Annotated in this window: 36 protein-coding genes and 1 tRNA gene; 3 read left to right on the forward strand and 34 right to left on the reverse strand. The window is 42.5% G+C overall.

Features of this window, described 5'->3' with window-relative positions; all coding sequences use genetic code 11:
• Positions 1 to 153: 153 nt before the first annotated feature.
• The 15 genes from T541_RS0103300 to T541_RS0103365 all read right to left on the reverse strand — a co-directional run bounded on the left by T541_RS0103300 (position 154) and on the right by T541_RS0103365 (position 6,514).
• A complete protein-coding gene (locus tag T541_RS0103300) occupies positions 154 to 750 on the reverse strand; it encodes a DUF6273 domain-containing protein (RefSeq protein ID WP_026651337.1) in 597 nt (198 codons plus the stop codon).
• A 15-nt stretch (positions 751 to 765) separates the two neighbouring features.
• Positions 766 to 1,185: a DUF7694 domain-containing protein gene (locus T541_RS18690; protein WP_034465907.1), complete on the reverse strand. Its 420-nt coding sequence runs from the start codon at positions 1,183 to 1,185 to the stop codon at positions 766 to 768.
• Positions 1,182 to 1,343: a hypothetical protein gene (locus T541_RS21330; protein WP_155839456.1), complete on the reverse strand. Its 162-nt coding sequence runs from the start codon at positions 1,341 to 1,343 to the stop codon at positions 1,182 to 1,184. Before T541_RS21330 ends, T541_RS18690 begins: the two co-directional genes overlap by 4 nt.
• On the reverse strand, positions 1,306 to 1,545 hold the full coding sequence (locus T541_RS0103310) for a hypothetical protein (protein WP_026651338.1): 240 nt from the start codon (positions 1,543 to 1,545) through the stop codon (positions 1,306 to 1,308). The genes T541_RS21330 and T541_RS0103310 overlap by 38 nt, the downstream gene beginning before the upstream one ends.
• A 9-nt stretch (positions 1,546 to 1,554) precedes the next feature.
• On the reverse strand, positions 1,555 to 1,866 hold the full coding sequence (locus tag T541_RS18695) for a hypothetical protein (RefSeq protein WP_034465909.1): 312 nt from the start codon (positions 1,864 to 1,866) through the stop codon (positions 1,555 to 1,557).
• Positions 1,863 to 2,381, reverse strand: coding sequence for a replicative helicase loader/inhibitor (locus tag T541_RS0103320; protein WP_026651339.1), 519 nt, complete (start codon positions 2,379 to 2,381; stop codon positions 1,863 to 1,865). The genes T541_RS18695 and T541_RS0103320 overlap by 4 nt, the downstream gene beginning before the upstream one ends.
• The gene (locus T541_RS0103325; RefSeq protein ID WP_026651340.1) at positions 2,378 to 3,091 is read right to left on the reverse strand and encodes a DUF6291 domain-containing protein; all 714 of its coding nucleotides are present in this window, start codon (positions 3,089 to 3,091) and stop codon (positions 2,378 to 2,380) included. Before T541_RS0103325 ends, T541_RS0103320 begins: the two co-directional genes overlap by 4 nt.
• Positions 3,075 to 3,428 carry a hypothetical protein gene (locus T541_RS0103330; RefSeq protein ID WP_034465912.1) on the reverse strand — a complete coding sequence of 118 codons (354 nt, stop codon included), beginning with the start codon at positions 3,426 to 3,428 and terminating at the stop codon, positions 3,075 to 3,077. The genes T541_RS0103325 and T541_RS0103330 overlap by 17 nt, the downstream gene beginning before the upstream one ends.
• A complete protein-coding gene (locus T541_RS18700; RefSeq protein WP_051538068.1) occupies positions 3,385 to 3,963 on the reverse strand; it encodes a hypothetical protein in 579 nt (192 codons plus the stop codon). The genes T541_RS0103330 and T541_RS18700 overlap by 44 nt, the downstream gene beginning before the upstream one ends.
• Positions 3,953 to 4,135 carry a hypothetical protein gene (locus T541_RS0103340; protein WP_026651342.1) on the reverse strand — a complete coding sequence of 61 codons (183 nt, stop codon included), beginning with the start codon at positions 4,133 to 4,135 and terminating at the stop codon, positions 3,953 to 3,955. The genes T541_RS18700 and T541_RS0103340 overlap by 11 nt, the downstream gene beginning before the upstream one ends.
• Positions 4,136 to 4,139: 4 nt before the next feature.
• The gene (locus T541_RS18705) at positions 4,140 to 4,838 is read right to left on the reverse strand and encodes a hypothetical protein (RefSeq protein ID WP_026651343.1); all 699 of its coding nucleotides are present in this window, start codon (positions 4,836 to 4,838) and stop codon (positions 4,140 to 4,142) included.
• An 11-nt stretch (positions 4,839 to 4,849) separates the two neighbouring features.
• The gene (locus T541_RS0103350; RefSeq protein ID WP_034465916.1) at positions 4,850 to 5,338 is read right to left on the reverse strand and encodes a siphovirus Gp157 family protein; all 489 of its coding nucleotides are present in this window, start codon (positions 5,336 to 5,338) and stop codon (positions 4,850 to 4,852) included.
• Between the two features lie 101 nt (positions 5,339 to 5,439).
• Entirely contained in the window at positions 5,440 to 6,027 is a 588-nt protein-coding gene (locus T541_RS20515; protein ID WP_197025123.1) for a lytic transglycosylase domain-containing protein, read from the reverse strand.
• Between the two features lie 5 nt (positions 6,028 to 6,032).
• Complete coding sequence (locus T541_RS0103360; RefSeq protein ID WP_026651346.1) at positions 6,033 to 6,260, reverse strand: hypothetical protein; 228 nt, start codon at positions 6,258 to 6,260, stop codon at positions 6,033 to 6,035.
• A 35-nt stretch (positions 6,261 to 6,295) separates the two neighbouring features.
• Positions 6,296 to 6,514, reverse strand: a complete 219-nt coding sequence (locus T541_RS0103365; protein WP_026651347.1) for a helix-turn-helix domain-containing protein — start codon at positions 6,512 to 6,514, stop codon at positions 6,296 to 6,298.
• Positions 6,515 to 6,689: 175 nt separating this feature from the next.
• Between T541_RS0103365 and T541_RS0103370 the strand changes: the two genes are divergently transcribed.
• The 3 genes from T541_RS0103370 to T541_RS0103380 are packed head-to-tail and all read left to right on the forward strand — an operon-like array spanning position 6,690 to position 8,444.
• Positions 6,690 to 7,043: a helix-turn-helix domain-containing protein gene (locus T541_RS0103370; protein WP_026651348.1), complete on the forward strand. Its 354-nt coding sequence runs from the start codon at positions 6,690 to 6,692 to the stop codon at positions 7,041 to 7,043.
• A gap of 20 nt (positions 7,044 to 7,063) precedes the next feature.
• Positions 7,064 to 7,366 carry a hypothetical protein gene (locus T541_RS21580; protein ID WP_026651349.1) on the forward strand — a complete coding sequence of 101 codons (303 nt, stop codon included), beginning with the start codon at positions 7,064 to 7,066 and terminating at the stop codon, positions 7,364 to 7,366.
• A 13-nt stretch (positions 7,367 to 7,379) separates the two neighbouring features.
• Positions 7,380 to 8,444, forward strand: a complete 1,065-nt coding sequence (locus tag T541_RS0103380; RefSeq protein ID WP_026651350.1) for a tyrosine-type recombinase/integrase — start codon at positions 7,380 to 7,382, stop codon at positions 8,442 to 8,444.
• Between the two features lie 155 nt (positions 8,445 to 8,599).
• Here the strand turns inward: T541_RS0103380 and T541_RS0103385 are convergent.
• The 19 genes from T541_RS0103385 to T541_RS0103475 form a co-directional block, all read right to left on the reverse strand.
• Positions 8,600 to 8,687 (reverse strand) — tRNA-Ser (locus tag T541_RS0103385).
• 113 nt (positions 8,688 to 8,800) lie between these two features.
• Positions 8,801 to 9,349, reverse strand: a complete 549-nt coding sequence (locus T541_RS0103390) for a Fe-S-containing hydro-lyase (protein WP_026651351.1) — start codon at positions 9,347 to 9,349, stop codon at positions 8,801 to 8,803.
• Between the two features lie 60 nt (positions 9,350 to 9,409).
• On the reverse strand, positions 9,410 to 10,252 hold the full coding sequence (locus T541_RS0103395) for a fumarate hydratase (RefSeq protein WP_026651352.1): 843 nt from the start codon (positions 10,250 to 10,252) through the stop codon (positions 9,410 to 9,412).
• Between the two features lie 10 nt (positions 10,253 to 10,262).
• Positions 10,263 to 10,670: an HIT family protein gene (locus T541_RS0103400; RefSeq protein ID WP_026651353.1), complete on the reverse strand. Its 408-nt coding sequence runs from the start codon at positions 10,668 to 10,670 to the stop codon at positions 10,263 to 10,265.
• Positions 10,670 to 11,314, reverse strand: coding sequence for a rhomboid family intramembrane serine protease (locus T541_RS18715; RefSeq protein WP_081779836.1), 645 nt, complete (start codon positions 11,312 to 11,314; stop codon positions 10,670 to 10,672). Before T541_RS18715 ends, T541_RS0103400 begins: the two co-directional genes overlap by 1 nt.
• Positions 11,315 to 11,327: 13 nt before the next feature.
• Positions 11,328 to 12,338, reverse strand: coding sequence for an SCP2 sterol-binding domain-containing protein (locus T541_RS0103410; RefSeq protein WP_026651355.1), 1,011 nt, complete (start codon positions 12,336 to 12,338; stop codon positions 11,328 to 11,330).
• Positions 12,339 to 12,377: 39 nt separating this feature from the next.
• Entirely contained in the window at positions 12,378 to 13,712 is a 1,335-nt protein-coding gene (locus T541_RS0103415; protein WP_026651356.1) for a DUF6382 domain-containing protein, read from the reverse strand.
• Positions 13,713 to 13,724: 12 nt separating this feature from the next.
• Complete coding sequence (locus T541_RS0103420) at positions 13,725 to 14,183, reverse strand: TadE family protein (protein ID WP_155839457.1); 459 nt, start codon at positions 14,181 to 14,183, stop codon at positions 13,725 to 13,727.
• On the reverse strand, positions 14,170 to 14,619 hold the full coding sequence (locus T541_RS0103425; protein ID WP_026651358.1) for a prepilin peptidase: 450 nt from the start codon (positions 14,617 to 14,619) through the stop codon (positions 14,170 to 14,172). The genes T541_RS0103420 and T541_RS0103425 overlap by 14 nt, the downstream gene beginning before the upstream one ends.
• Entirely contained in the window at positions 14,619 to 15,557 is a 939-nt protein-coding gene (locus tag T541_RS0103430; RefSeq protein WP_026651359.1) for a hypothetical protein, read from the reverse strand. Before T541_RS0103430 ends, T541_RS0103425 begins: the two co-directional genes overlap by 1 nt.
• Entirely contained in the window at positions 15,547 to 16,875 is a 1,329-nt protein-coding gene (locus tag T541_RS0103435; RefSeq protein ID WP_026651360.1) for a DUF5702 domain-containing protein, read from the reverse strand. Before T541_RS0103435 ends, T541_RS0103430 begins: the two co-directional genes overlap by 11 nt.
• 94 nt (positions 16,876 to 16,969) lie before the next feature.
• Positions 16,970 to 17,188 (reverse strand): Flp1 family type IVb pilin, encoded by a 219-nt coding sequence (locus tag T541_RS21800; RefSeq protein WP_034465919.1) that lies wholly within the window; start codon positions 17,186 to 17,188, stop codon positions 16,970 to 16,972.
• A gap of 84 nt (positions 17,189 to 17,272) precedes the next feature.
• Complete coding sequence (locus tag T541_RS0103445; protein WP_026651361.1) at positions 17,273 to 18,730, reverse strand: type II secretion system F family protein; 1,458 nt, start codon at positions 18,728 to 18,730, stop codon at positions 17,273 to 17,275.
• A 13-nt stretch (positions 18,731 to 18,743) separates the two neighbouring features.
• Positions 18,744 to 19,511, reverse strand: coding sequence for a type II secretion system F family protein (locus T541_RS0103450; protein WP_051538070.1), 768 nt, complete (start codon positions 19,509 to 19,511; stop codon positions 18,744 to 18,746).
• Positions 19,459 to 20,691 (reverse strand): CpaF family protein, encoded by a 1,233-nt coding sequence (locus T541_RS0103455; protein WP_026651363.1) that lies wholly within the window; start codon positions 20,689 to 20,691, stop codon positions 19,459 to 19,461. The genes T541_RS0103450 and T541_RS0103455 overlap by 53 nt, the downstream gene beginning before the upstream one ends.
• On the reverse strand, positions 20,675 to 21,703 hold the full coding sequence (locus T541_RS0103460) for a hypothetical protein (RefSeq protein ID WP_026651364.1): 1,029 nt from the start codon (positions 21,701 to 21,703) through the stop codon (positions 20,675 to 20,677). Before T541_RS0103460 ends, T541_RS0103455 begins: the two co-directional genes overlap by 17 nt.
• On the reverse strand, positions 21,700 to 22,194 hold the full coding sequence (locus T541_RS0103465) for an A24 family peptidase (protein WP_081779837.1): 495 nt from the start codon (positions 22,192 to 22,194) through the stop codon (positions 21,700 to 21,702). Before T541_RS0103465 ends, T541_RS0103460 begins: the two co-directional genes overlap by 4 nt.
• Positions 22,195 to 22,380: 186 nt before the next feature.
• The gene (locus T541_RS0103470) at positions 22,381 to 22,857 is read right to left on the reverse strand and encodes a flagellar protein FliS (protein WP_026651366.1); all 477 of its coding nucleotides are present in this window, start codon (positions 22,855 to 22,857) and stop codon (positions 22,381 to 22,383) included.
• A 28-nt stretch (positions 22,858 to 22,885) separates the two neighbouring features.
• A complete protein-coding gene (locus T541_RS0103475; protein ID WP_026651367.1) occupies positions 22,886 to 24,070 on the reverse strand; it encodes a flagellin in 1,185 nt (394 codons plus the stop codon).
• Positions 24,071 to 24,090 lie beyond the last annotated feature (20 nt).

Genomic DNA, 24,090 nt, shown 5'->3' on the forward strand with positions numbered 1-24,090 from the left:
CACCTCACCATGCCTATCGCATATGCGATCCATGCAATCCACAGCATGAATGCGCAGACGCAGGCAAGTACAATTTTTTCTATAATCCCCTTCATATCACTGCCCCTCAGATAGTGCCCTCCTGTGCGGAGGGCAGATTATAAAGATAGCTGCTTACTGCAGCGATAAGCAGAAGCATGGGAGAACGCCATGCGAAGCGGAAGCGTTGGTGTTGCCCGCAGCTCCTGCCGCGTTCACAGCGCAGAAGTCAGTGGAGGTGCTCACATAAGGAGAAGCAAGCCAGTACCACCTGCTGTGTTCATCCTCTGCAGAGAAAGCTCTGATCCTCTTTTTAACTCTCTTGAAGATCTCCCACTGTCTGCCCTTCTCTTCCTCTGAGCTATACACATGCTCACCAAATACCTCAACCTCTTTAGGCAGGAATACCATGCTATCCTTCCTTGCCTTCATGAGCTCCTTGAGATCTGTGGGCAAGCTCTCATAGTACTCATTATCAAGCCAGGTAAGAAGCTCTCCCTCTGCGCCCATTGCTCTCTCATCTTTAAGCAGGTACTTCCTGCAGAGGATGATCTTTTTCTTACGGATATCAGCAACCTCAAACACTGCTACTCCGTCAATATCCTCTGTCACAAGCTCGTATCCTACCTCAAGCACTCCAAGCTTGCCTGCAGTTACAAGATCCTCTGCGTTATTGAAACGCACCTTGATCTTCACATCTGGCAGCTCATTAAACTTTACTTCTTTGATCATTCCTTTATCCTCCCCTTAATATTTTTCTCCTGCCATCTCATAGGCAGCTTTGATCTCTTCTCTTACTTCCTCTGGTGTCTGCCCTTCTCTGATCCCTACCAGGACACTAGGAGGCAGCACCATCTCCTTGTATGTGCATCTCCATAGGTGCAGGCAGTTGTCTACGTTATTCACATACTGATCCTTTGGTGGATGTACCTGGATCACAGCCTCATCCTCGTAGAAAAAGATATCTTTGAGCTTGCACATATCATCCCACGTAGGCAGATCTCTCTTCCTGGAAGGAGATACAGATACGTGATCCCATCCCGCTCCTGTAGACCACACAACAGTGCCTTGCCACAGAGGAAATTTTATAAAGCCGCTTCCTCCGTCTGAGGCTACTACTCCTGTGATGATCCTCTTGCTCTCAAGTATTTCACTTAACTTCTTCATTCTCCCCTCCTTAGCTTCTCAGCACACTTCTCGCAGTAGTACTTAGTATCACCACGATTGACAACTATCTGAAAATCTATCCCAGGCGTGCCACCTACCAGGTTGTCACATATGCAGCACCTATGAGCCGCTTCGCTCTTCTTTGGTTTTGTTTTCATAAAGCCTCCTGCGCATAATATCGTGCGCCATGTCTGGTATATCCTTTGCCTTCTTACCCAGGACAACCTTAGAGAGCCACTGTATTTTTCTGTTCATGCTTATACAATCCTCTAAGCCCTTGCCCTCCTGCAGGTTTTGGATATACATGTATGTCAAAATATCCTCAGCTCTCTTGAGCTGCTTTTTTGTGAGTATCCGCATATATCCTCCCTACAAATATGATCTTCTGAACTCCCGCATAAATCTCTGTCTCGCCTCGTCTGCAGATAACCCCTGCTCCTGCCATCTCTTCTCAATCTCCTGCTGCCCAGTCTCATGCAGATACTGCTGCAGCTTGGATCCATCTCTGCCATGAGCACCACTGGTACCATGATGATGAGCGTTGCACAGGTGCACCTTGAGCCCATACTTCTCAGAGATCTGCCTGTCTGATCCTCCAAAGATATGATGTTCCTCGATCCTGTCATAGGATCCACAAATAAAACACCAATTTTCTTTGTCACCTGGTATAATACTTCTCATCCCTCTATAGCCTCCTGCTTCTGCCCGCCATACAATCTGAGCTTAGGCGGGAGCGCTATATCTACCTTGCGTCTGTTGATCACTGCTCTGTATGCACTGATAAAGTGTGACTGCTCTACGCTATTCACTGTGCCAGTATCCATCTGAGACATTTCATACAGGTTAGCTGCACTACCTACTGCCTCCTGGATCTCTGGCGGGAGCTTCTCAAACTCCTCAACAGATCCATAACCAGACCTGCCTATAGCTTTAAACACAAGCGCCCAGGCTGCCAGTGGCTCCATGAACTGGTTATCTTTCTCTGCAAGTATTCCCACAAGCTGCCCTATAGAAGGAGCAAAGCCACTGCGATCACTGAGGATATATCTCTGCAGCGCATCTGCCATCTGGTTATAGTCATAGTCTGCAAGCATAGCAGCCCAGGTATCTACTGTCTGCCTGGGATCCATAGGATGATAGTTTGGATAGGCAGCAGCCATTGCCATGATGATTTTCTTGGTCTCATCCCTTGTCATACCTTGCTCCAATCTACAGATTGCCCCCTGTTAGGTTGTGCCTTGTTATGGTGCTCTATCTTCTCCCAGATAATTCCCTTCCAGTCATTGCTCATTGATAGATCCACAACATCAATAACTGCGTCTACTCCATCCTGCATCTCGTACTTATGGATCTGAGATAGCAAGGACTTAAAGCCCATCTCTTTGTAAGGCTCATTGCGTGCCTGCTTGTACCTTACCCAGTCCTTGATCTTGCTAAGCAGAGGAGTTGATAATAAGGACTCATCAATCATGCTATCCATCTGATCAAGCGTAAGCGTGGGTGCTTTTTCTTTCTTTACTTTCTTTTTTGTCTCCGTAGGAGACTCATTATCAGTAACAGATACAGTATCAGTAACAGATACAGATACAGATTCAGTATCACCACTGTTTTCAGTACGATTTCGTTTCGATTTCGTTTCGATTTCGGTACGATTTCGTTCTGAATTGTTTTTAGAGTTGTTTTTCATGTTCTCTACTTTAGCTAGATACTTCGCTCCATCCTCATCTAACTTATCTTTGATCATTGCAAACATGGCAGATATCATTGGATCATCTGTAGTGATCTCTTCTCCATCTATGGCGTGAGCAATCATGATCTGCACTAACTCTCCCGCCTTCTCCGCAGGCATGTTTCTTATCATCTTGCCCCAGGAGTCATATATAACAAAGCTACTTCTCTTTGACATCTATCCACGCCCCCAATAAATCCATCCAGTCAGTGAGCCTCATGGTCACTAACCATTCTTTGTTATTTCGTCTATGAAAGACTGTAGGAAGTCCGTCCTCCCTCTTCTGTGACTCTTCAATAGCCTGCGCCATAGCCTCATAGATATTTAGCTTCTCCACCCTCTTTACTTCTGGGTGTATTCCAGGAAGCCCTACAAGATCACTCTGATGGTTAAAGCATTGCCCTCTCTTTACTTCATAACCCCAGGTATCTCTGATCAGATTAGCAAGCTCTCGCTCGCCATTGGCTCCCTTATTCCTGCATGATCTGCCCCTTATCTTTGGATCCTTGTTCATGTAATCGCCCCTCCCATAATCGCTGCATACGCTCGATCTCCTCTGGCGTAGCAGTCTCGATACCATGATCCTTACACTCCATTACTGTGCCCTGTATAAGCCTTGCCATTTCCTCAGTGTTATATGTGTGAGATCCTCTGTAAGCTCTGTACCAGTACGCTCCATCCTCGCCTATCTTTATGAGCTCAAGGTGTACCTCTTCCCTCTCTCGTATAAACTCTGGCGTGGCATTGGTCTTATATATGAATGCCTGCCCATCATCCATGTACCAGATCTGTCCGTAAGTAGTGATCAGATCATTTTTCATAGCTGCCATTGATATGCCCAGTGTCTGCCTCAGCTTGTCACATAACACGTGGAAATATGCATTGGAGTCCAGGCTTCTCTTCTTTCTAAAGAGGGTAAGCTTTATGCTCAGCACCTTATCCATGAGCTTCTCTATTCCTACTGGCTGCTCGTTGACTTCTAAAGTGATCAGAGTCTTTCTGGTGTAGTAGTCAATCTGCATACCCTTTATGCTTCCACTAAGATCCATCCTCTTCTCCTACATAGACCTTATAAAACAAAGTCTTTTTGCCATGCTTAGCGTGGCTGATCTCTGACTTTATGCTGCCCTTCGTGTATCCGCAGGCTTCTGCAAGCTCTGTCAAATTATCACGGACACACACAGGCAGCTCGTACACATCATTGGTAACCTTTATGTACACATAATCACTTTGCATACTTGCTATACACAGCCATTAACTGGGCAGTGGAAGCCTTTTCAAGCTCATTAACTCCAAAGCTTGCCAGGAGCTTCTGATGAGGGCTGCTGCCCTTCGGATAATGCTCGTATGCTATCTTGATCATTTCCTCTCTGGAAGGATATGCACCCTGCGCCTGTGCTGATTCTGGTGTAGGCTCCTGCTGCTCTTCCTGCTTAGGTGCTGCTTCCTTTTTGGCTGCTGCCTTCTTAGGCTTATCCTCTTTAATCTGTGGTAGTGGCTGCATCTCTTCCTCCTTCTGGTTGAGTTTTGCGTTAGCAACTTCCTCATAGCTTGCTATTGATACATCTATCCCTATGCCACACATAGCAAGCGCTCTTCCTACTGCAGAAGTCTCGCAATTTTCTATGTATGATGTATTGTTGATATTAGAAGCATTCTTAAGCTCAAACGCTGTGCCTGTTCCCAGTACCTTGCCTGCATCATCAAAGACTGTAGCCTTAAATACACATCTCTCTCCATCATCATTGAGAAGATCTGTAACAATAGCTCCTGTAGGGTAAAGCATTCTGAATGCCTTCACTCTCTCATTAACTACTGCGTAGTCTTTTGAGATCTCTTTACCCGCTTTCTTATCCCATCTCTTGATAGGCATAGTCTTTATGACTTTGTTTGCTTCCTGGATATTCTCAAATGTAATAGCCATATGCACCCTCCTTACTGGATTCTAAGAGACTCTGACTGCTCAAGGTGTGCATAAGGAATATCCTCGCCACTCTCAATAGCCTTCTTAATAGCAGTCTTATTAACTGTTGGTGTGATCTTAAGGTACTCTGGTGGTACATCATCCTCGTTGTCGATCACTACTGATGCAGGATTCTTTTGGATTCTGAAACTAAAAAGATCAGTCTTGAATTTTGTCTTGCCTGTAACCTTCATGGTGTTTTCAAGATTGCCCTTCATTGTATCTACGTTACCCTCAAGGAGCTTCTTGAAACCCTGCAGTCTCTTGATCTCAGCGTCTACAGTAGCAATGTTTCCCTCTACCTGTCTGATGATCTTTGCGTATGCGTCTGCCTTAAGCTCTACCTCGTATTCAAGACCTTCTAAAGTATCTTTGAAGGCTTGAGGATCTACGTCTGGATCCTCTGCCATAGATAATAGATTTAAAAATTCCTCTGTTAATTCATATAATGTTGATCCCATAAAGTTGATAACCTCCTTAGTTACGTGCTAAAATAAATGTGTTGAAACTGTATCCAGTTTTGATAACCTCAGAGCACTGATACCCGCAGATCGGTGCTCTATTACTTTCCATGTTTCCTCTCAAGATCTGCTGAGAGATCAAGTACCGCCTGTGCATAATCACTTATGTATCCTTTCTCTTCCCACCTTGAGTCTCCGTTATATACCATGAGTACTACTGCAGGATCTTTGTACTTCTCAAAGAGCTCTGCCAGATAATCTGCAGCTACTGCCATGTTGCCATCAATATCGTAAATATCAGTGACTCCTAGCCGCTCCATCCTGTCTCCATGCCATCTCGGATTGACCTGCATAAGCCCCAGACAATTACCATTGCTGACTGCAGGATCATAGCTCGACTCTTTGAATGCCATTGCCTCTAAAAATTCTGGGCAGATATCGTATATCTCTCCCCACTTCTTTGCAGCCTCCTGGATCTCTATAGGTATGTCCTCGTCAATGTAATCTGTTACTGCCTCTATCTCCACCTGCGTACCCACTATAGGCTCTAGCTCAACCTCGTAGATCACAGGCTCTGGCTTATTTAATTCCCACCAGGGAGTAGCGCTCATAGCAGATTGCATATGACACATACCAAAGATCCCACCGACCACACACGCCATTATCAGCGTAGGTATCTTTCTTCTCATCTCCCTCATCCTTTTAAACTCTTGAATACATCCTGCCGCTCTTCATAAGGTATCTTTAGGTAGTTAAAGATATTGAGCAGCTCCTCAATAGTAAACGTCTTGAAGTTGTGCCACTTCTTGAGGAAAGTAGGTTTACTTACTGTCACGCAGCGTACCCTCAGAGCCTCAAGTGATTTAACGTGGCGTATCTCCATGTACTTACTGATCAGCCCTCTTAAATCATCATCTGTCATGTGTACCTCCTTCCCTTTTTATTTACCTTGCAATCTCATTTTTGCGACATTGAGGGCAAAAAAATAGCAAGCGCCTCCTCTTCTGTAAGCTTCAATACTTCTACCGCTTTGCTAACTTCGCCCACTGTAAAGGTGTCTCCCTTCTCAAAGCGTCTGTATAATGTAGCTATGTCAATGTGGATAGCTCTTGCAAACTCCTTAACTGTCATTCCGTTTTCTCTTATCTTGCCCTTAAGCTTCATTGTGTTACACATGCTTTCTTGTCCTCCTTCCTGTCGCATTTCTGCGACTTCTTGTATTCAGATTATCACTACCACAATATCTTGTCAATAAATATTTTCGCATTTCTGATAAATTGTTCTCTGATATACTAGATGTGATATTGCATATATGCGACATTTAAAGTATAATTTTCATATGGAGGATGCTATGGAAATTTACGAGATTATCAAGAACAGAAGGAAAGAACTAGGGCTCACCGCAGATCAAGTTGCTGAGGCTCTTCATATATCCAGAGCTACTGTGTATAGGTATGAGTCAAATGAGATAGAGAAGCTTCCTATCACAGCCATTGAGCCACTGGCTAAAGTATTACGTTGCTCTCCTGGTTATCTCATGGGATGGAGTGAGGAGAAAGAAGATGCAGCAGCGATCAAGCTAGGCATAACCAGAGAGGAGCAAGCTCTCGTTACTGCCTATCGCTCTGCAGATGAAGGTACAAAGGCAGCAGTGTGTAAACTATTAGATGTAAAAAGGGATCATGCGGAAACTTTAGGCGCATAAAGTGAAAGGAGGTGCCGCCTATGAAAAAGATCATTTATGTAGCAGTATTCCTCGCTTACACAATAGCTGTTGCAGCTATTGCAAGATCTATTAAACCACAGGATGTAAAACCAAAAGTCACAGCTTCTTACTACTCTGCAGAAAGCAAAGAGGAATACTTTGATGCAGGGTACGAGACTGGATACGAAACTGGATATGATGAAGGTCTCAAGGAAGGACTTACTAATTTCAAAGACCACGATATCTATTATAACGAGATGTACTCAGAAGCATACAAAGATGGCTACAGTGATTGTGCCAATGGCGTTGAGTCTCGGTGGTAAAAAGGAGGCGCAGATGGCTAAAGCATTAAAGTTACCTAGTGGTGCGTGGCGCACGCAGGTATCAAAGAAGATCGGAGGCAAGCTTGTCCGTAAATCATTTACTGTGCACCCAGACTCCTGCCAGGGAGACTCTAAGAGAGCTAAGCTCATGTCTGAAAATATGGCAGCAGCATGGGTACTGGATGTAAAGACAGATATGTACTCGCCTCAGTCAGTGGAGAAGGCTATAGACAATTACATTGCGGATCGTTCCAAGATCTTAAGCCCCTCTACTATTGTGAACTATCAGAAGATGAAACAGTATTTTGAGCAGCTATTCTATATGGCTGCAGCAGATGTAACTACCCAGGATATCCAAAGAATAATAAATGATATGAGTGTCAGTGTATCTCAAAAGACTATCAAGAACAGGATCGGCTTCCTGCTATCCGTCCTAGACTACGCAGGCAATGATCGAAAGTTTAAGCTGCGATATCCTCAGAAGATCAAGCGCAAGCTTAACACACCAGATATCTCAGAAGTCTACACGCTTCTTAAGAATGCAGACGAGATCCAGAAGGCTATTGTGTGTCTGGCTGCCTTCGGATCCTTAAGACGAGGGGAGATCTGCGCACTTAAGCAGAAGGATATCTCAAGGGATCTCTGCAGCGTATCGGTACATGCAGATATGGTGATCACTCCTGCAGGATCCTATGAATATAAGGAGCTACCAAAGACCAGTGACTCAATGAGAACTGTGTACCTCCCTAAGAATATCATTGCCCTGCTGCCACAGACAGATGATCCAGAGGAGTATCTCTTTAAAATGAATCCTACTAACCTGTGGAAGAGATATGATCGCCTCCGCAAGCACAGTGGAGTCTCTGCAGGACTACATGATTTAAGACACTTTGCAGCCTCATTTAGAAGCGATTTAAACATACCCTCTAAATATATCGAGGAAGTCGGTGGATGGGCAAAGGACAGCCATATAATGACCACGATCTATGACAATGCACTTAGCTCTACCAGAAAGAAATATGTGCACCTTACGAATGAATTTATTGAGAAAACATTCCAGGATGCAATCAACCTCTAATCTTTCGTGTGCATTTTCGTGTGCACTCGTGAGTAAAATATCTTGACTTGTGGGTAAATTTTCTTTACCACAGGTAAAATATTTTAACTAAGAAAAGCCAGTAATAAAGCGACTTTGAATTGCTTTTCGCTTCATTACTGACTTCTCAAAAATAACGGAGAAAGCGGGATTTGAACCCGCGCACCGCGCGAACGGTCTACACCCTTAGCAGGGGCGCCTCTTCAGCCACTTGAGTATTTCTCCATGCCTGAATCCCTCTACCAATATGTGGTTATGAATTCTGAACTACGTCTGTCATATTGCCAAGACGCAAATGTAATTATACAAAGCCCATAATACTTTGTCAATTACTTTTATTATTTCCTATATTCTTCTATTGCAGTCTCATATAGGTTATTCCCCTCAGAGTCCACAACTACTATAGCTGGAAAGCGTTCTACCTTAAGCTTTCTTATAGCCTCAGTGCCAAGATCATCGTATGCAATTACTTCTGACTCTTCTATAGCTTTTGATAAAAGAGCTCCAGCACCCCCAATAGCAGCAAAGTAAACTGAGCCATTGCGAACTATAGCATCCAGGACCTCTTTAGATCTTTTACCCTTGCCGATCATTCCGCCCAGTCCCAGGTCTAACAGCCTAGGTGCGTACTTGTCCATTCTGCTGGCAGTAGTAGGACCTGCAGAACCTATAGGTCTTCCTTCTCTCGCAGGAGATGGGCCCATATAATATATGAGATTACCCTTTAAATCTATAGGAAGAGTCTCTCCATTATTAAGAGAAGCATCCATGCGCTTATGGGCAGCGTCTCTAGCTGTGTATATCGTACCTGATATATACACCATATCTCCAGCCTTCAGGTCTTTTATCTTTTCTTTATCTATTGGAGCTGTTATTTCTATATTCATTATTATCCTCGTAGTAATAGTACAGTTGAATTATGTCTCGATTGACATATATAGCAATGATCACAGAATTCTCTTAACATGCCTGTTTACATGGCAACAAATGTTTACAGCAACAGGAAGGCCTGCGATATGTGTTGGATATGTGTTGATGTTAACAGCAAGAGCAGTAATTCTGCCGCCTAGTCCGGCAGGACCTATGCCAGTAGCGTTGATTTTTTCAAGAAGCTCTTCTTCCATATCTTTAACATACTGGATAGGAGAATGAGTTCCAGTCTCTCTGGTCAAAGCTTCTTTGGCCATCTCTGCACACTTTTCGAAGGTTCCACCAATACCAACTCCCACAACCATAGGAGGACACGCATTAGGCCCTGCATCCTTAACAGCCTGGAGAATAGCATTCTTAACGCCCTCTTCTCCATCAGCTGGCTTGAGCATGAATACTCTACTCATGTTCTCACTGCCAAACCCCTTTGGAGCACAGGTTATTTCTACCTTATCTCCAGGAACAATATCGTAATGGACAACAGCTGGGGTATTGTCGCCAGTATTTGTTCTTATAAGAGGATCCTTTACAACCGATTTTCTAAGATATCCTTCTGTGTAGCCCTGGCGCACACCTTCATTAATGGCGTCAGCAAGACTTCCTCCAGTAAAATGAACATCCTGGCCTACCTTAAAAAAGAATACAGCCATTCCTGTATCCTGACATATCGGTATCATGTCCTCTTCAGCTATCTGAAGGTTCTCTTTTAACTGGGAAAAGATCTGTCTGCCAAGAGGAGATTCCTCTTCCTGTTCAGCATTAGATATTGCCATTTTCATATCATTGGAGAGGTGATAGTTGGCATCTATGCACATCTGCTTTACTACTTCTGTTACGTCTTGTACGTTGATCTCGCGCATATAAACTCCATCATGCTCCAATTATAGTATTCTTGATCTCTTCAAGCTCTTCTGGTGATGGGCTTGTTGGCTTCCATAAAATATGCTGTCCATCATTGTTGTATCTTGGAATAATATGAAGATGGAAGTGCATAACAGTCTGACCTGCAGCCTCTCCATTATTCTGAACCAGATTAAGGCCATCGCAGCCAAGCTTCTCTTTCATTGTAGAAGCCACCTTTTTAGCCACTGCTGCTGCCTCTTTGAGAGTATCCTCAGGAATCTCAAAAAGGTTCTCATAATGCTGCTTAGGTAAAACAAGAGCATGACCCTTAGTTGCAGGGCCGTTATCAAGAATCACTTTGAAATTGTCATCCTCATATATACTATTAGTTGGAAATACTCCATTTGCGAGCTTACAGAAAATGCAATCTTCCATTATTCTAGTCCCTCCATACGTTTGTTGTTTTTAAATATGACTATATTGATTATTCCAATTATGAATCCTGCCACAAATCCGCCAATATGAGCAATATTGTTGACGCCCTCCTGGTACTGCACAGATCTGTAAACATATATTCCTAAAACCATAAATCTGCCGAGCATAGCCTTGTTCCCGAGTGAACTGATTCCTCGAACGATGACCCAGGCAAAGGTAAATCCAATGATGCCCATTACTGCACCGCTGGCTCCGAGAGAAGCAAAGTCCTCGCCCATCTCCAGCTCATAATGAATAGTAAGCACATTGCCTGCTATACCAGTCATTAAATACAGAATTGCAAAAACAAGATGACCGGTATAATTCTCAATAAGAGCACCGAAAACAAAAAGCATTATCATATTGCCCGCAATATGCTCAACACCTTCGTGTAAGAACACGGGTGTTACCAGTCTGTAATACTCTCGATAAACCAGCACTCTGTCAGGTCTTAGGTCACCCCAATACTGAAAAACCGGGGCTATAATATTGCCAATGATGTAGGCAATCAGCGTAATAACCAGTATTCCATAACAGACGTAGGCCGTCTTATAAACTCTATCCTGAGCATCCATATATCCAGAACCACCAAAAAAACTACTCATTAATAACTCTACTTCACTCTGTCATAAGCTCAAAAAGCTGATCCAGACTTCTAAGAAGCTTGAAGTCTCCTTTCATCTTGATGTTGCCTGCCATGAAGGCTCTTTGGAATGTAATCCTGCCATCAATAATATCCTCAAACACTCTCTGGTCTGAAGTTATAACGACATCACATCCATCCTCATCCCCGGTACGGCATGTAAGCTTGCTGTTCTCTACATCAAGCACTATTGGACTTAGTCTCGAATTATCAGAGAACACAATCTTGTACATTGCTCTGATACCCGCAACTGGAGTGAACTTCTTTTCAAGTATCTTGATATATTCCTCAGAATTGCCTGAAGCAGACTCATCCTGTCCCATCTTGTCTCTAAATATGCTTGCAAGCTCCTGGAGATCCTCCTTCTGCTTACGAACATATTTATCGTCTGATGCGTATTCTGAAAGCTGTTCAGACTCCTGTGGTGTCAGGTCGATGCCCTTTGATGTAGCAACCTTGTTAATGACAGCCCTGTTACTAGCAGGAAATACCGCCATCTTCTGGTTGATTGTTCTATAAATATTCTCTGTCTTCTTCTCGATAATCTTGGAATACTCATTGCTGTTCTCAAGCTTGGTTGTATCAGCAATGTAGCCGCACATACCATCGCAAGGAAGACCACCAAGCATCTCCCATGCAGAAGTCAGGCTCATCATGCCTTCTCTCTCGCCATGGGTAGTACTCATGACAACAGGTGCCATATAGATCTGCTTGATCTTATCCTTGTCTCCATAAAGCCAGCATGCATCCAAAAACTGCATGATGTACCCACCTACACCATACCATTCCACTGTGGAGGCCAGAATAATACCGTCTGCATCCTTAAGTGTATTAGGAAGTGCTGTTATTCCATTTCTTTGCTCATAGAGATTGTATTGCTGAACTTTAACATTTAATTCCTGTAAAACCGCTGTGATCTGTGAGATTACGTACAGAGTAGGATCATCGATGATTCCTCTGCCGCCATAATAGATATTTATCTTCATGGATACCCCTCCAACTATTTAAGGGTATTATATCATAAATCATCTACAATCGAAGCAAATTCTACCTATTCTTATCTCATCTCCGGAGTCGATATAGGTCTTTTCCTGGGCCTTTAACTTAAGTCCATTTCTATAGGTGCCATTGGTGCTGTTTAAGTCAATCAGTGCAAGCCTTCCTTCGTCAGATACAAACCTGCAGTGAATCCTTGAAATGCTGGAATCTTCAAGCACTCTGTCTACGCATTCCTCCATCTTGCCGATAGTAAGAGGAAGCTTATCCAGCTCAATTCTGATAGTTTTACTCAAGTTTCTACTATATAAAGTAATATTGTTATCAAATTCATCTTCTATATTAAGTACCGTTGTCTCTGATAACTCTTTTTTCTTCTCTGTTGTATTGCCAGTGACTCTGATAGGAGTTTTGTAAGGGTCCTTACTCTCGTAGTAGCCATAATCAGCTTCGTCCTCAAAGTAGTCCTCATCCTCTAATTGCGCTGTGACCTTGGTAGTTCTTTTCTCCTTCTTACCACTAAAGTCTCTAACACCCGTAATAAGGGAGATCACGCCAGTTACCGCTGAAACACCCATAACACCAATTGAAAGGATGTTTTCGATATTAGTAAGAATGTAGGTCATTCTGATATACATTACCCCTGCAATAAGGCCAAAGAATAGGAGCGACATAAGGATCTGAACCCTGCCGCCAAGCTTTTTGTTACTCTTTTCAAGATTTGTCTCTTTTTCCTCGAAATCATCCTCGTCAATATCGTCATCAACGAAGTAATCCACGCGGATTTCCTTCTCTGGGATATGCTCAATAACCTCTTCGTCATCCTTAAAGTATGTATCGATAGCTGCAATGGTGATGGCTCCTTTTGTCTGCGCATGGTCGCACAAGCTGTAAATAACCTCGTTTGCCTTGGCATCTTCAGGATCTACCATCTCTAGAAGCTGCTCTGTTAATTCCGCAAAAGAGCCTTTTTCTCCTGCAAATGGATAATACATGAACTTATAATCATCCTTGGACAGATCAGAAAAGATATTGTCGATGTTAAATACGACACCTTCCTCACCAAGCAGGAACTCAGAAAGGCTTTCCATCATATTCTTCATGTCAAGAAACAGCTTTTTTAACTGATCATATTTCATTCCATGGGAAAGAAATCTATCCTTCACAGATTGCATTGTATTAATTTCATAGTAGAAATACTTCTTCCCGTTGATATTTCTGATGTTGCAAGGAAGGAGGCCTTCAACTCTACCGCTTTCAAGAATCTTCTGCTGGTAGGTTCCACCATTTTCCTTCTCATCCTTACTATCTCTTTCAACAACAAGGTAATTATGCTTTAAATCTCTATAATAACTGTATTCCATCTTCAATTCTCCTTAATCCGATTCCAAAACGCTTTTACCAAGATCTCTAAGTCTGGTAAATAATCTAATATGCTTGGTATATTCTCTTTTTCTTGCCTTCAGGGTGGCTTCTACGTCCCATCCATCTTGGGGCTTCAAGAAATATGTGCCCATGGCTCCATGCTTAACATCTATATTTCCTTTAACATAGAAATCTTTTCCTGATAGTGATCCTGTAAAGGATGGTTTGGATGTGCCAAAATACTTCTTGCCAGCCTGATCCGCAGCCTTGTATTCAACAAAACCTGCCGGATCATCTTTGTACTCAAGGGTTGCTCTGCTGGCTCGAAAAGCCAGAATATAACAGTCCTGTGAAAGGATGCATCTTCCATACATGTAATATGAAAAATAGATGAGCAACACAAAAACGCAGATGACCATAGGCATAATAAGCGTAGCCTCCAGCGTCATATAACCTTTAAATCTGCGCACAGGCCACCACCCCCATTCCAAGTGTTATAAATGGCAGGAACGGAATCTGTGTTTTTCTTGTAGCTTTCCTTAGTATAAAAAGAACTATCGAAACAACACTACTGAACAGAAAAGCCAGAAATACGCCTGTGACAAGATTCTCTGTTCCAAAAACCGGAGCTATGCTGCAGATCATAAGACCATCGCCAAAGCCAATGGCCTGCTTTGTGGAATATGCAATTCCAATTATGGCCAGACCTGGCAAGAAAGATAACATGGTATCTGGAAGGATATTATTTCCCAAATAGAGATTAAGACCAACGCAAATAACTGATACCAGGCCTGCCATTCCAACCAGAATAATAGGTATACTCTTTTTTCTAAGGTCCTCAAAGGTTGCCCCAATAAGGATCAACATGATAATAATGGTAAAAATCATTTCTCCAATTCCTTTCATCAATGTGCACACCCACTACAAGCCCTGTAGCCTGCTGCCTCAGATAGCCTGATGGTATAGATTTTTCTTTTTAGGCCAGGGCAGTTAACACTGGTGTGATATCGTTCGCCGTAATCTGTGACAAAGACATTTCCGCCAGCCACGTTCTCTCCGCAGTATTCGCATGGATAATACTTGTGTCTGTCACTATTTCTTGCCGTGTCCAAGGAGTTAAACTCAATGCTTTTAATGTCTATCTTGAGATATCTGCAATTGATGTCTTTGTGATAAGCTTCTCCGTGCTCTGTAACATAAACGATCTCATCGTCTCCGCTTTCGGCCTGCGTTTCGCAGCTCAGGTCATAGCCAGTCCAGGCATGCCCATAGTATCTGCCTTGAACAGGAAATTCACTAAATCCGATCATAGAGATAAGGGGCTTGACCTTATAGTCCACCACGATGTCCACAATGTCATTTCTAAACAGCACTCGAGACGAGAAAAAGCTAAGCCCATTTAGGCCGTTCTTTACACAGCTCTCGTTTACTGAGTCTCCCACATAGCTTCTTACATTATTTGCTGCATATACCGAGAAGGCACCGGCAGTGGCATAGCCCTCAAGGCCTTCGTCATAAGACATATCTTCTTCTCCAAGAACAAGATTGGCTCCAAACCTTTCATCAAAGGCGCGAATACAGATCTCATTTCCGGTTTGATGAAGAGCTGCTTCAAGGTCTGATTGAACCTTAATAATGTTGAAGGCTGCCAGAATATTTACAAAAAAGAATATGAAAAAAGGCAGCGCCAGCGACGCCTCAACTGTTATAGAAGCAGATAAAGGCACTTCTTTAGGAGTTTTTGTCGTCTGGAGAAACGTCATTATCTTATTTTTTAGAGGTTTAGTTATGCAAGAAGTGCCCTTGTCAGCTTCTATAAGAGCCTTTTTTGCCTTAAAGTTCATATCCGTATATCCTTTCTATCTTGGCTTCATAGCCATATTTAGTGCCTACTACAATTTCCGCTCTGAAAATATCAAGACAATAATCCATCTTAAAATTACTGTTGCCGTCTGTATTTCTTACATCCATCTCGATCACATCCATCATGCGGACTGTCTTTACGTCAGAAGATGTCATGAGAAGCCTGATTCTTAAATAATCCTCGTAGTATAGTCCCGAGCCGCAGTCTCCACCGTTTAAAAAATCTCTAAAGGATAGCACCTTGGTCCAAGTTAACTGCCAGGTTTCATCGCTTTTAAACAGTGGAACTCGTCCTCCGCTAAACAGAATATTCAGATCCTTGATGGATTCTGCAAAGGTCCAGGCAAAGGCCATGGAGTATTTAAGTGGATCTTTAATATCCGGACACCTTACCAGCAGTGCAATTGCACTGGCTATAACGTCGAGCTCATTCATTTTCTGTGAGTTTGAAAAGAGATAAAGCATATTTGAAGCTTCTCTCCAAAACAGAAGGCACTCTGCCATCTTCTCAAGATTTGCATAGTCACTACTTTCGCCGTAGATAAGGTATTCAAGCTGGTACTTTAATACTGCTTTGTCCATTTCTGCGCCATAGCGACTGCACTTTTCGTAGTAATACTGTTCAATCAAAGCTCTTTCTGAAAGAGAGATGTCCTCAGTGTCGTCTAATCCAGTTCCTTTATTTCGTTCTCTATGAGATATCAGCGCTGACGTATTGGTTGTAGCTTTTGAAATGTTATCTGTATTCTTCACCGATAAGCTGAGCGCGCCAAATCCCTTAGTCGCATTTACAGCATCTGCGGGATTTCCCAGAGACTGCTCCTCTTCCTCTCCCTTGTCATTTATAAAGGTTGGGAGCTCTATGCTGTTTAGTTCCTCCTGATTCGCTCTGGCCATAGCCTCAACGTCGGTAGTATCAAGTTCTCCCTCCTGAAGGCTTTTCAGATTATTTTCAACGTCTGTCAGTAGTCCTTCCACAGGTTCTGCGCCCATATAGGCAAGGATTTGTCTGTTGAGTACCGCGCCTCCATTGTCGGAAGCAAAGGAATATCCCGTGATATTAGCCTCTTTGCAGTACATTGCAGTCATTGTCTGGGCGTTCCTGATGGCACCAAGTTTGCTTCTGTCAAAGTTCTTTTGCACATAATTTCTTAAATGCTCCTGGGTATTAAGGATTGAATGATTCCCTGTCCCATAGGATGTATCAACCATCAATAAGCCATATTGCTCATATAGAGCCCTGCTGTATTCAGCAAGCACAGAATTCATGGAGATGTCTGCCACGCATTCCGTTTTCATTTTTACAGCTCCTATTCTGGCTCCCTGATAGAGAGCCAGGATAAGAGACAGAATGATTGTTATCGATAGTGATAAAAAGACAGTAAGATACCCTTTAGTTCGTGATCGCACGTGTATCTTCTCTGATTGTTTTAAAGACATCTTCTACGATTCCAGAAATCTGCTGCTTAAAGACAATTACAAGACCAATAAGAACAACGATGATAAGAATTACTTCTACAGTTCCCATTCCGGACTCATCGTTCCAGAAATTCTTAATTCCCTTTACAGCCTTTCCTCCAAGATTCTTCACTTTGTTTTTGAAATTATTCATTTTTCCTCCTTTTGCGCATTGCGCTATTTTATTTATGTAAATGCAGAGATTCTGCAATTACTTCGTATCCAAAATTGTTCTAGATCAAAACGCCAGGTATGCAGGTATCATGATGATCACCATGACGATTACCAGCATCATGATCATTGGAAGAAGCAATTTAGTTCCTGCCTCTTCGCCGATTTTTCTGGTTTTATCCAGTCTGTCATCAAAGGCCTTTTGTGACTCTTCCTGAAGAAGCTTAAGTAGCTCTCCATTTCCCTTTTTCAGGTTCTGAGACAGAAGTGTGCTAAGTCTTGCAAACTGCTGCCCGCCACACCTTAGGCCAAAGTTTTCATAAACGCTTCCCTCACTCATACCACTAAGAAGCTCTCTTCCGGATCTTTCCACCTCTTCATAGAGGTATCTCTTCTCCAGGGTCTTTTTCTTCTTCTTTTGATATGAGGCAGAAAGCCTTTCAAATATATTTCTCATTGTCATTCCTGCTCCCAGATAGAGAACAAGCTGTGACACGAACTGAGGATAATCGTTAAGCATCTGCTTATCGCGCTCCTCCATTTTTTTCTTTAGCTCTTTATCCTTAAGGACAAAGGATGCGCCGCCTGCAGCAAGCATCAGCACAAGGAAGATAAAGCTGTTGTCCTCGATTCGCTCTTTCCAGATCAGCGTCTTATCTCCATAAGCCTGGGGAAGCGCCACTTTCTTTTCATACACAGAATCCTTATCAGCCTTATCGATAAGCCCCGCTATAGCCTTAAACATTTCCTGTTCCTTGGTAAGCTCTTTTGGGCATATGTTTGCATGCATGACCTGAACATAAGACAGGTCGTTATACTTGTAAGTGGCAGTAAGAGTGATTATCTCTCCGCCCTTTGGGATGTTGTCTTCAATAAGAGCTCCGTCGAAATGAATCACCTGATAGTTGTCGATTCGCCAGGAAATCTCAAAGGGATATCCCGGAAGCTTTTCCATAAGATCCAGATCAGAAGTGACCTTGTCAAAAGACTCATTGTCTTTTAACACCAGCTTCTCCATTTCCGCAGAAGCCTCATCAAATAAGGTCTTAGTCTCTTCCTCTGTATAGAGCTGCTCGCCAATCAGAACGTCAAAGTCTCCGATCAGATTTCCCTCTTCATCCTCCGCCTCCAGATATGCTGTAAAATCGCCCTGTCCATAGTCATTTCGTATGAGATTACTGTCCTGATCCAAGATGCTCCCGGACTGACTGGACAGATGGATCAGAAAAGCCAGAATACTTCCGGCAAATGCCAGAATCAGCACTATGCTTATCTTTCTTATGTAGTAGTCACAAAGAGCTTTGCCCATATCCTTCTGATAGCTAAGGCTTCCCAGGTAGGTTCGAACTTTCTCCTTTCCACGGAACTTTCGTTTATTTAGTTTTTTATAGATAAAAAGAGAGATCTTAAGAAGCTCCCTGCTTATGCCTGTTTCCACGATCGTATCCGGTAGTTCCAGGTCCTTTGAAAAGAACCAGAGCACCAGAATAAAAACCGGGCAAGCCAGGTAGATGATAAAAAACATAGATTATCCTTTTCTAAACTGTGATATTTACTATTTTTTCTGAAAGAAGATATGCACCGATATAAACACCCATGCATAAAGACATTAAGATTATTCCAAACAGATTGTGATACAGCGGACTAAAAAAGCCTGGACTTGTGATGCTTACATAAAGGATGATAAAGAAAGGCACGAGGTTCATGATTCTTGCCTCCATCCTCTTAGCACTTACAAGAACATCAATTTCTTTTTCCACCTCAATCTTCTTAGAAATAACATAGACACTTCTTGAAATTATCTCTGTCATATTGCCGCCGCTTTTCTTTGCTATTGCAAACACGCCGGCGAAATCCTGAATATCCGTATTTTCAGACTCATTTCCAAAGTTGATAAGCAGCTTCTCCAACGGGATATTGTTGGCAATACCTTTGTATATTCTGTTTAAGTAGCTACAGATCATGCTTTTCTTTCCGTAGAGCAAAACCATATCTTTTCCAGCTTCTCTAAAGGCATTCTCAATCGAATACCCTGCCTTGAGATTGGTGGTGACGCTGATCATGGCGTCCATGAACTGTATTCCAATGATCCTTCTGTTCCTGATCTTCTCCAATCTTTTCTGATAGATGAACCAGGGAATGACAATCGGTAAAAGAGCTATGACTGCAATATATGAATCATAGAAAAGCATTCCAAAGGCAAAGGCAATTCCAACTCCCTGAATAACATAAGGAAGGTCAGAAAATGATGGCTTATAGTTTAAGGCCTGCCGCCAATAGTTTTTCAGTATTTTCAAGTTTTCCAATTCTATTCCACTCTCCTATGATTTTTCCATTCTGATCAATTCCTTTTTCTTCAAATTTAAACAGTGTATTCATTGAAATTTTTCCACTTATTGGATCTATCTCTTTTCTCAGTTCTGTTATCTCAAGAACCTTTCTGGATCTGTCTCTTAATCGTCCAAGATGGACTATCACATCTATGCCTGAGGCAATCTGGCCTCTGATGGCAGGAAGCGGAATGTCCATTCCCATAAGGCTCATGGTCTCTATTCTGGAAAGCATATCTGATGCACTGTTGGAGTGTCCTGTTGACATTGCCATATGACCCGTGTTCATAGCCTGCAGCATATCGATACATTCCGCACCTCTTACCTCGCCAACTATGATCCAGTCTGGCCTCATACGAAGGGAAGATTTGATCAGATCTCGGATTGAGATTGCTTTACAACCTTCAACATTGGCGTTTCTTGCCTCCATCCTTACAAGGTTTGGCACGCCTCTTATCTGAAGCTCAGCGTTATCTTCTATGCTTATTACTCGTAAATCCTTTGGGATAAAATCAGACAGAGCATTTAAGAAGGTGGTCTTACCTGAACCGGTACCACCGCAGATAAAAATGTTATATCCTGCTTTTATCAGAATTTCCAGATAATCTCTTAGTTCTTTTGAAATAGAACCGATTTCTATAAGGGTCTTCATCGTAATAGGTTCATCCGGGAACCTTCTTATGGTGATGATGGGACCATTTAGTGCGATTGGGTTAAGTACAATATTGACTCGGGCTCCGTTTGAAAGCCTGGCGTCTACTATGGGCGATGACTCGTTTACCACCCTGTTACAGGAGGCAACTATTTGCTGAACCACATCCTCAAGCTTTTCTCTTGATTCGAAGGTTACATCACTTTTGGTAATGGCTCCGTTTTTCTCAATGAAAATATTGTCGGTGCCATTTATCATGATTTCCGTGACCTTCGGATCATCCACAAGCTGCTGCAGAACATCAAGCTTTCTGATTGAATGAAAGAGCTGAGTTCGTAATCTCTTTTTATCCTCAACAGAAAGAGCTTTGTTCCTTGTGGCCTGGTACATCTGCCGGTCAATGAGCTCGTACATTTCTTCATCAGATATGTCCTTTGAAAAATCTATCGAGTTCATGACTCCAGTCTTTATCTGGTTTTTAAGATCATTATCCCTTAGATTCATCCAAAGGCTCCTCCCTATTTATGATGCTGTCCACAACGCTGTTATATCTGGAAGACTCCCTTTGGTCTGGAACCTGACATTTAAAGGTCTTAAGGTAAACATCTTCATAGCTGTTTTCTCTAAGAACATCCTCGTACATGCCCAGGACAAAGTTATCTGCTTCGCCGTTTCGAGTGATGGTTATAACATCATCGCACATCCTTAATATATCAAGAAAGCCCTCTGGATAATCCGTCATATCAAGAACTACGTAGTTGTATCCGCCTTCAGAAACAATGAGATCATACAGATTTTTAAATCTTGTATGGTCGATTTCTTTTATCTGGGAAGCTGTCTTAGCAGGGGCTATAAAGTCCACTCCTTCCACATTGGTCTTAATCCTCTCAAGATACAGGCAGAACTTATCTCTTTCGCAGTCTGCATAGTACAGAAGATCCGACAGATTCTCCTTACTCTCGCCGCCCAGGGCAAAGGTCAGAGCAGAAAAACTTTCAAGACTTAAAAAAATTGTTTTTCCCCTTTCTGACAGCCTCTGAGCCACCTTCCTTGCTAAGGTTGTCTGTCCTGCTCCCTTATGGGGCGTGTAGAAACCTATTAGCCTTCCATTTGCATGGGTCTGATAATTTCCAAGACCCTCAAATCCCTTTGGTGCCTTCGTACAGAATGAAAGAATCTCATCCACAATGCCTTTCGCCGGCTGATATTTGCTTACATGTTCAACAAGCATCCCCTCATCACAAGAATCCTCGCAGACCACTGATCTTTGCTGTTCATCCAGCACTATGATATTGGAACATATATCTTTTACCCCATTCTTTTGCAGAGTCAGGAACTCTTTTTCCGAAGAGAGCAAAAGAGCTATCTCATTATCCCTGGCAAAATCATTCAGAAGGTCAACTCCTGTGAATGAATAGATGTCAAAGGACAATCCCAAATTGTTTCGTAGATATTCATCAAGCCTTCTGCAATAGACCTCTTCGCTGTCGCAGATTGCCAGTTTAAGCATACTCATGCCAATCCTCCCATTATGAACAAAGCACTCATCAGTACTGGAACTGCAAAATGGATTGTTCTTTTTTTACGTCTGCTAAAAATCAAAACTACTGCTGAAATAATTCCTGCAATGAGGAAAGAAATCAGGATACAGGATATTAGGTCCTGCATAGATAAAAAAGATGCTAAAGACATAACAAGTTTAACGTCTCCAGCGGCGATCCCCTTTAAAAGGTATACGGGAAAAAGAAATACGAATGCTGCTGCAATTGCCACAACCATGTCAAATATTCTATCGTGTCCCTGGATTATACTATTGATGATCCCTATAAGTAGTGCCGGGATCACCCAGAAATTGTAGATCTTATTCTTGTACAGATCAGTAAACGCTGCTCCAGACAAGAACAGAATAAGAAATGCGTTTATTGATATCGACTCCTCTCTAAAACTTAATTCGAGCTCGCGATTTAAAAATCTATCATCATTTTCTTTTTTTGTAAACCCCTCAATTTTTTATGATTTTTCATACCTTCATTTTTTGTTCGATGAAAACCAAACACTGTTTTTTGACACAAAAATATCGGAGCAGTGCTCATTTTCCGCAATAATGAGACTGCCCCGATATTTGAATATGCGTTAATATCTCTTTTTTATTTTCCCAAAAACAAGGTCAAAATTAATTATCTTAAGATTTTCTTAAGCCATAAATCCTCGGTTATAAGATCCCGCTGTAACCGCCTCGTTAAGGCTATTTCTTCCGTAGGTAAGACCTGCGTAAACGGTCTGGATATTTCCCATCATCGGTGCACTGGTGTCTTCTTTTTCCAGTTCTCTATAAGCCTCGCACAGTGACTTAATGTTCTGGGCTACTCTCCAGATCTTGTGGATACTATAGGTGGCTCCGGCTACAATAAGCTCTTTTTTGAAGTAGATGTACAACTTGTGAAGATCCTTGGCCAGTGAGTACTTAAGGTTCAGAGATCTTATCAGCTCATCGATACAGCTCTGGGCATTGGAAAGAGCCTTCTGGGCATCTTCCTTTTTGCCTATGCTAAGATCGTCCATTGCCTCATCAAGGTACTCAAGAACCATTTCATAGAGGATCGTTATCATCTGAGTCTTGTTGGCCTGAGATATTTTTAATGTCATTTCCTGTTTCTTTTCCTGAGTCATGGCATTCCCTCTCAATTACCCTAAATGATTACTTCAGTAACTGTAATACCTGCGAAGGTCTCTCATTGGCCTGGGCCATCATTGATGTGCCTGCCTGAGAAAGAACCTGCTGAGTAGAGTAAACAGTCATCTCTTCTGCCATATCCACATCCATAATTCTTGAATATGCAGCTGTCATGTTCTCAACAGTGATATCCAAGCTGCTGGATGTATGCTCCAGTCTATTCTGATAAGCACCCAGTTTACTTCTAATTGTGCTTACTGTTGTAAGAGCATTCTTTACGCTTTCAATGGCTTCCTTGGCACCAACCGGGTTAGCCATATCCAGGTTGTAGATACTAAGGGTATTAAGGGATACCTTTGGAATTCTGATATCTATTGTCTGGCCTTCGTTAGCTCCCACCTGCATTGTCATAGCACCCTGGGCTGTCAGCTCAATATTAAGTGTTCCGCTAAAGGCCTCATTTATCTGTACTTTGATCTCTTTTCCAGTGTTGTCCTTAAGGCAGAGGATATCTTCTTCGATGGTTGCCTTAAGACCGTTGGTCATATAGTCCTCTGATCCATCGTCGCTAATCCTTTTAATCTTGATCTCGTTCTGAGAATCTCCGTTAAAAAAGATAGCTTTTTTATCAACACCTGTTGTTCCGGTAAGGTTCAGGTAGGATACGTCGATACCTGTGATCTGATATCTGCCTCCATCAACTACGTCTGAGTAGCTGCTGACCTTAATGTTAGGATTGGTAACTGCTGTATCGAAGCTGCTTCCGACTGTAGCATAGCCTCTTAGGTCAAAAGAGCCGTCTAAGATAGACTGACCATTGAACTGAGTGGTGTTGGCCATTCTCTCAATCTCTTCTTTGAGAAGGGTTACCTCATCCTGGATTGTCTCTCTATCTCCATCTGTTAAGGTGTCTGTACTTGCTTTAATTGCCAGTTCGCTCATTCTCTGAAGCATCTCCTGGATCGCGGAGAGGGTTCCGTCTGCAACCTGTACAATTGAGATTGCGTCATTGGAGGTATCTCCTGCAACTCCCAGGCCTTCAAGCTGAGAATTCATTCTTCTGGACATAGCAAGACCAGAGGGGTTATCCTTGGCATTTGCAATTTTAAGACCGCTGGATAATCTCTCTAGTGATTCAGTAAGGAGATTGTCATTTTTCTGGAGTGCATTGTTTGCGATCATAGCGGATACGTTGTAGTTAACTTTCATAATAAACCTCGTTTCTTAGG

It is taken from the genome of Butyrivibrio proteoclasticus P6B7 (assembly GCF_000622085.1).
Taxonomy (GTDB): Bacteria; Bacillota; Clostridia; order Lachnospirales; family Lachnospiraceae; genus Butyrivibrio; species Butyrivibrio proteoclasticus_A.

Bases quoted from the DNA above. Each gene is read 5' to 3' on its own strand.
- T541_RS0103300 (WP_026651337.1), bottom strand. From the start codon at position 750: ATGATCAAAGAAGTAAAGTTTAATGAGCTGCCAGATGTGAAGATCAAG.
- T541_RS18690 (WP_034465907.1), bottom strand. From the start codon at position 1,185: ATGAAGAAGTTAAGTGAAATACTTGAGAGCAAGAGGATCATCACAGGA.
- T541_RS21330 (WP_155839456.1), bottom strand. From the start codon at position 1,343: ATGAAAACAAAACCAAAGAAGAGCGAAGCGGCTCATAGGTGCTGCATA.
- T541_RS0103310 (WP_026651338.1), bottom strand. From the start codon at position 1,545: ATGCGGATACTCACAAAAAAGCAGCTCAAGAGAGCTGAGGATATTTTG.
- T541_RS18695 (WP_034465909.1), bottom strand. From the start codon at position 1,866: ATGAGAAGTATTATACCAGGTGACAAAGAAAATTGGTGTTTTATTTGT.
- T541_RS0103320 (WP_026651339.1), bottom strand. From the start codon at position 2,381: ATGACAAGGGATGAGACCAAGAAAATCATCATGGCAATGGCTGCTGCC.
- T541_RS0103325 (WP_026651340.1), bottom strand. From the start codon at position 3,091: ATGTCAAAGAGAAGTAGCTTTGTTATATATGACTCCTGGGGCAAGATG.
- T541_RS0103330 (WP_034465912.1), bottom strand. From the start codon at position 3,428: ATGAACAAGGATCCAAAGATAAGGGGCAGATCATGCAGGAATAAGGGA.
- T541_RS18700 (WP_051538068.1), bottom strand. From the start codon at position 3,963: ATGGATCTTAGTGGAAGCATAAAGGGTATGCAGATTGACTACTACACC.
- T541_RS18705 (WP_026651343.1), bottom strand. From the start codon at position 4,838: ATGGCTATTACATTTGAGAATATCCAGGAAGCAAACAAAGTCATAAAG.
- T541_RS0103350 (WP_034465916.1), bottom strand. From the start codon at position 5,338: ATGGGATCAACATTATATGAATTAACAGAGGAATTTTTAAATCTATTA.
- T541_RS20515 (WP_197025123.1), bottom strand. From the start codon at position 6,027: ATGAGAAGAAAGATACCTACGCTGATAATGGCGTGTGTGGTCGGTGGG.
- T541_RS0103360 (WP_026651346.1), bottom strand. From the start codon at position 6,260: ATGACAGATGATGATTTAAGAGGGCTGATCAGTAAGTACATGGAGATA.
- T541_RS0103365 (WP_026651347.1), bottom strand. From the start codon at position 6,514: ATGTGTAACACAATGAAGCTTAAGGGCAAGATAAGAGAAAACGGAATG.
- T541_RS0103370 (WP_026651348.1), top strand. From the start codon at position 6,690: ATGGAAATTTACGAGATTATCAAGAACAGAAGGAAAGAACTAGGGCTC.
- T541_RS21580 (WP_026651349.1), top strand. From the start codon at position 7,064: ATGAAAAAGATCATTTATGTAGCAGTATTCCTCGCTTACACAATAGCT.
- T541_RS0103380 (WP_026651350.1), top strand. From the start codon at position 7,380: ATGGCTAAAGCATTAAAGTTACCTAGTGGTGCGTGGCGCACGCAGGTA.
- T541_RS0103390 (WP_026651351.1), bottom strand. From the start codon at position 9,349: ATGAATATAGAAATAACAGCTCCAATAGATAAAGAAAAGATAAAAGAC.
- T541_RS0103395 (WP_026651352.1), bottom strand. From the start codon at position 10,252: ATGCGCGAGATCAACGTACAAGACGTAACAGAAGTAGTAAAGCAGATG.
- T541_RS0103400 (WP_026651353.1), bottom strand. From the start codon at position 10,670: ATGGAAGATTGCATTTTCTGTAAGCTCGCAAATGGAGTATTTCCAACT.
- T541_RS18715 (WP_081779836.1), bottom strand. From the start codon at position 11,314: ATGAGTAGTTTTTTTGGTGGTTCTGGATATATGGATGCTCAGGATAGA.
- T541_RS0103410 (WP_026651355.1), bottom strand. From the start codon at position 12,338: ATGAAGATAAATATCTATTATGGCGGCAGAGGAATCATCGATGATCCT.
- T541_RS0103415 (WP_026651356.1), bottom strand. From the start codon at position 13,712: ATGGAATACAGTTATTATAGAGATTTAAAGCATAATTACCTTGTTGTT.
- T541_RS0103425 (WP_026651358.1), bottom strand. From the start codon at position 14,619: ATGAAAGGAATTGGAGAAATGATTTTTACCATTATTATCATGTTGATC.
- T541_RS0103430 (WP_026651359.1), bottom strand. From the start codon at position 15,557: ATGAACTTTAAGGCAAAAAAGGCTCTTATAGAAGCTGACAAGGGCACT.
- T541_RS0103435 (WP_026651360.1), bottom strand. From the start codon at position 16,875: ATGAAAACGGAATGCGTGGCAGACATCTCCATGAATTCTGTGCTTGCT.
- T541_RS21800 (WP_034465919.1), bottom strand. From the start codon at position 17,188: ATGAATAATTTCAAAAACAAAGTGAAGAATCTTGGAGGAAAGGCTGTA.
- T541_RS0103445 (WP_026651361.1), bottom strand. From the start codon at position 18,730: ATGTTTTTTATCATCTACCTGGCTTGCCCGGTTTTTATTCTGGTGCTC.
- T541_RS0103455 (WP_026651363.1), bottom strand. From the start codon at position 20,691: ATGAATCTAAGGGATAATGATCTTAAAAACCAGATAAAGACTGGAGTC.
- T541_RS0103460 (WP_026651364.1), bottom strand. From the start codon at position 21,703: ATGAGTATGCTTAAACTGGCAATCTGCGACAGCGAAGAGGTCTATTGC.
- T541_RS0103470 (WP_026651366.1), bottom strand. From the start codon at position 22,857: ATGACTCAGGAAAAGAAACAGGAAATGACATTAAAAATATCTCAGGCC.
- T541_RS0103475 (WP_026651367.1), bottom strand. From the start codon at position 24,070: ATGAAAGTTAACTACAACGTATCCGCTATGATCGCAAACAATGCACTC.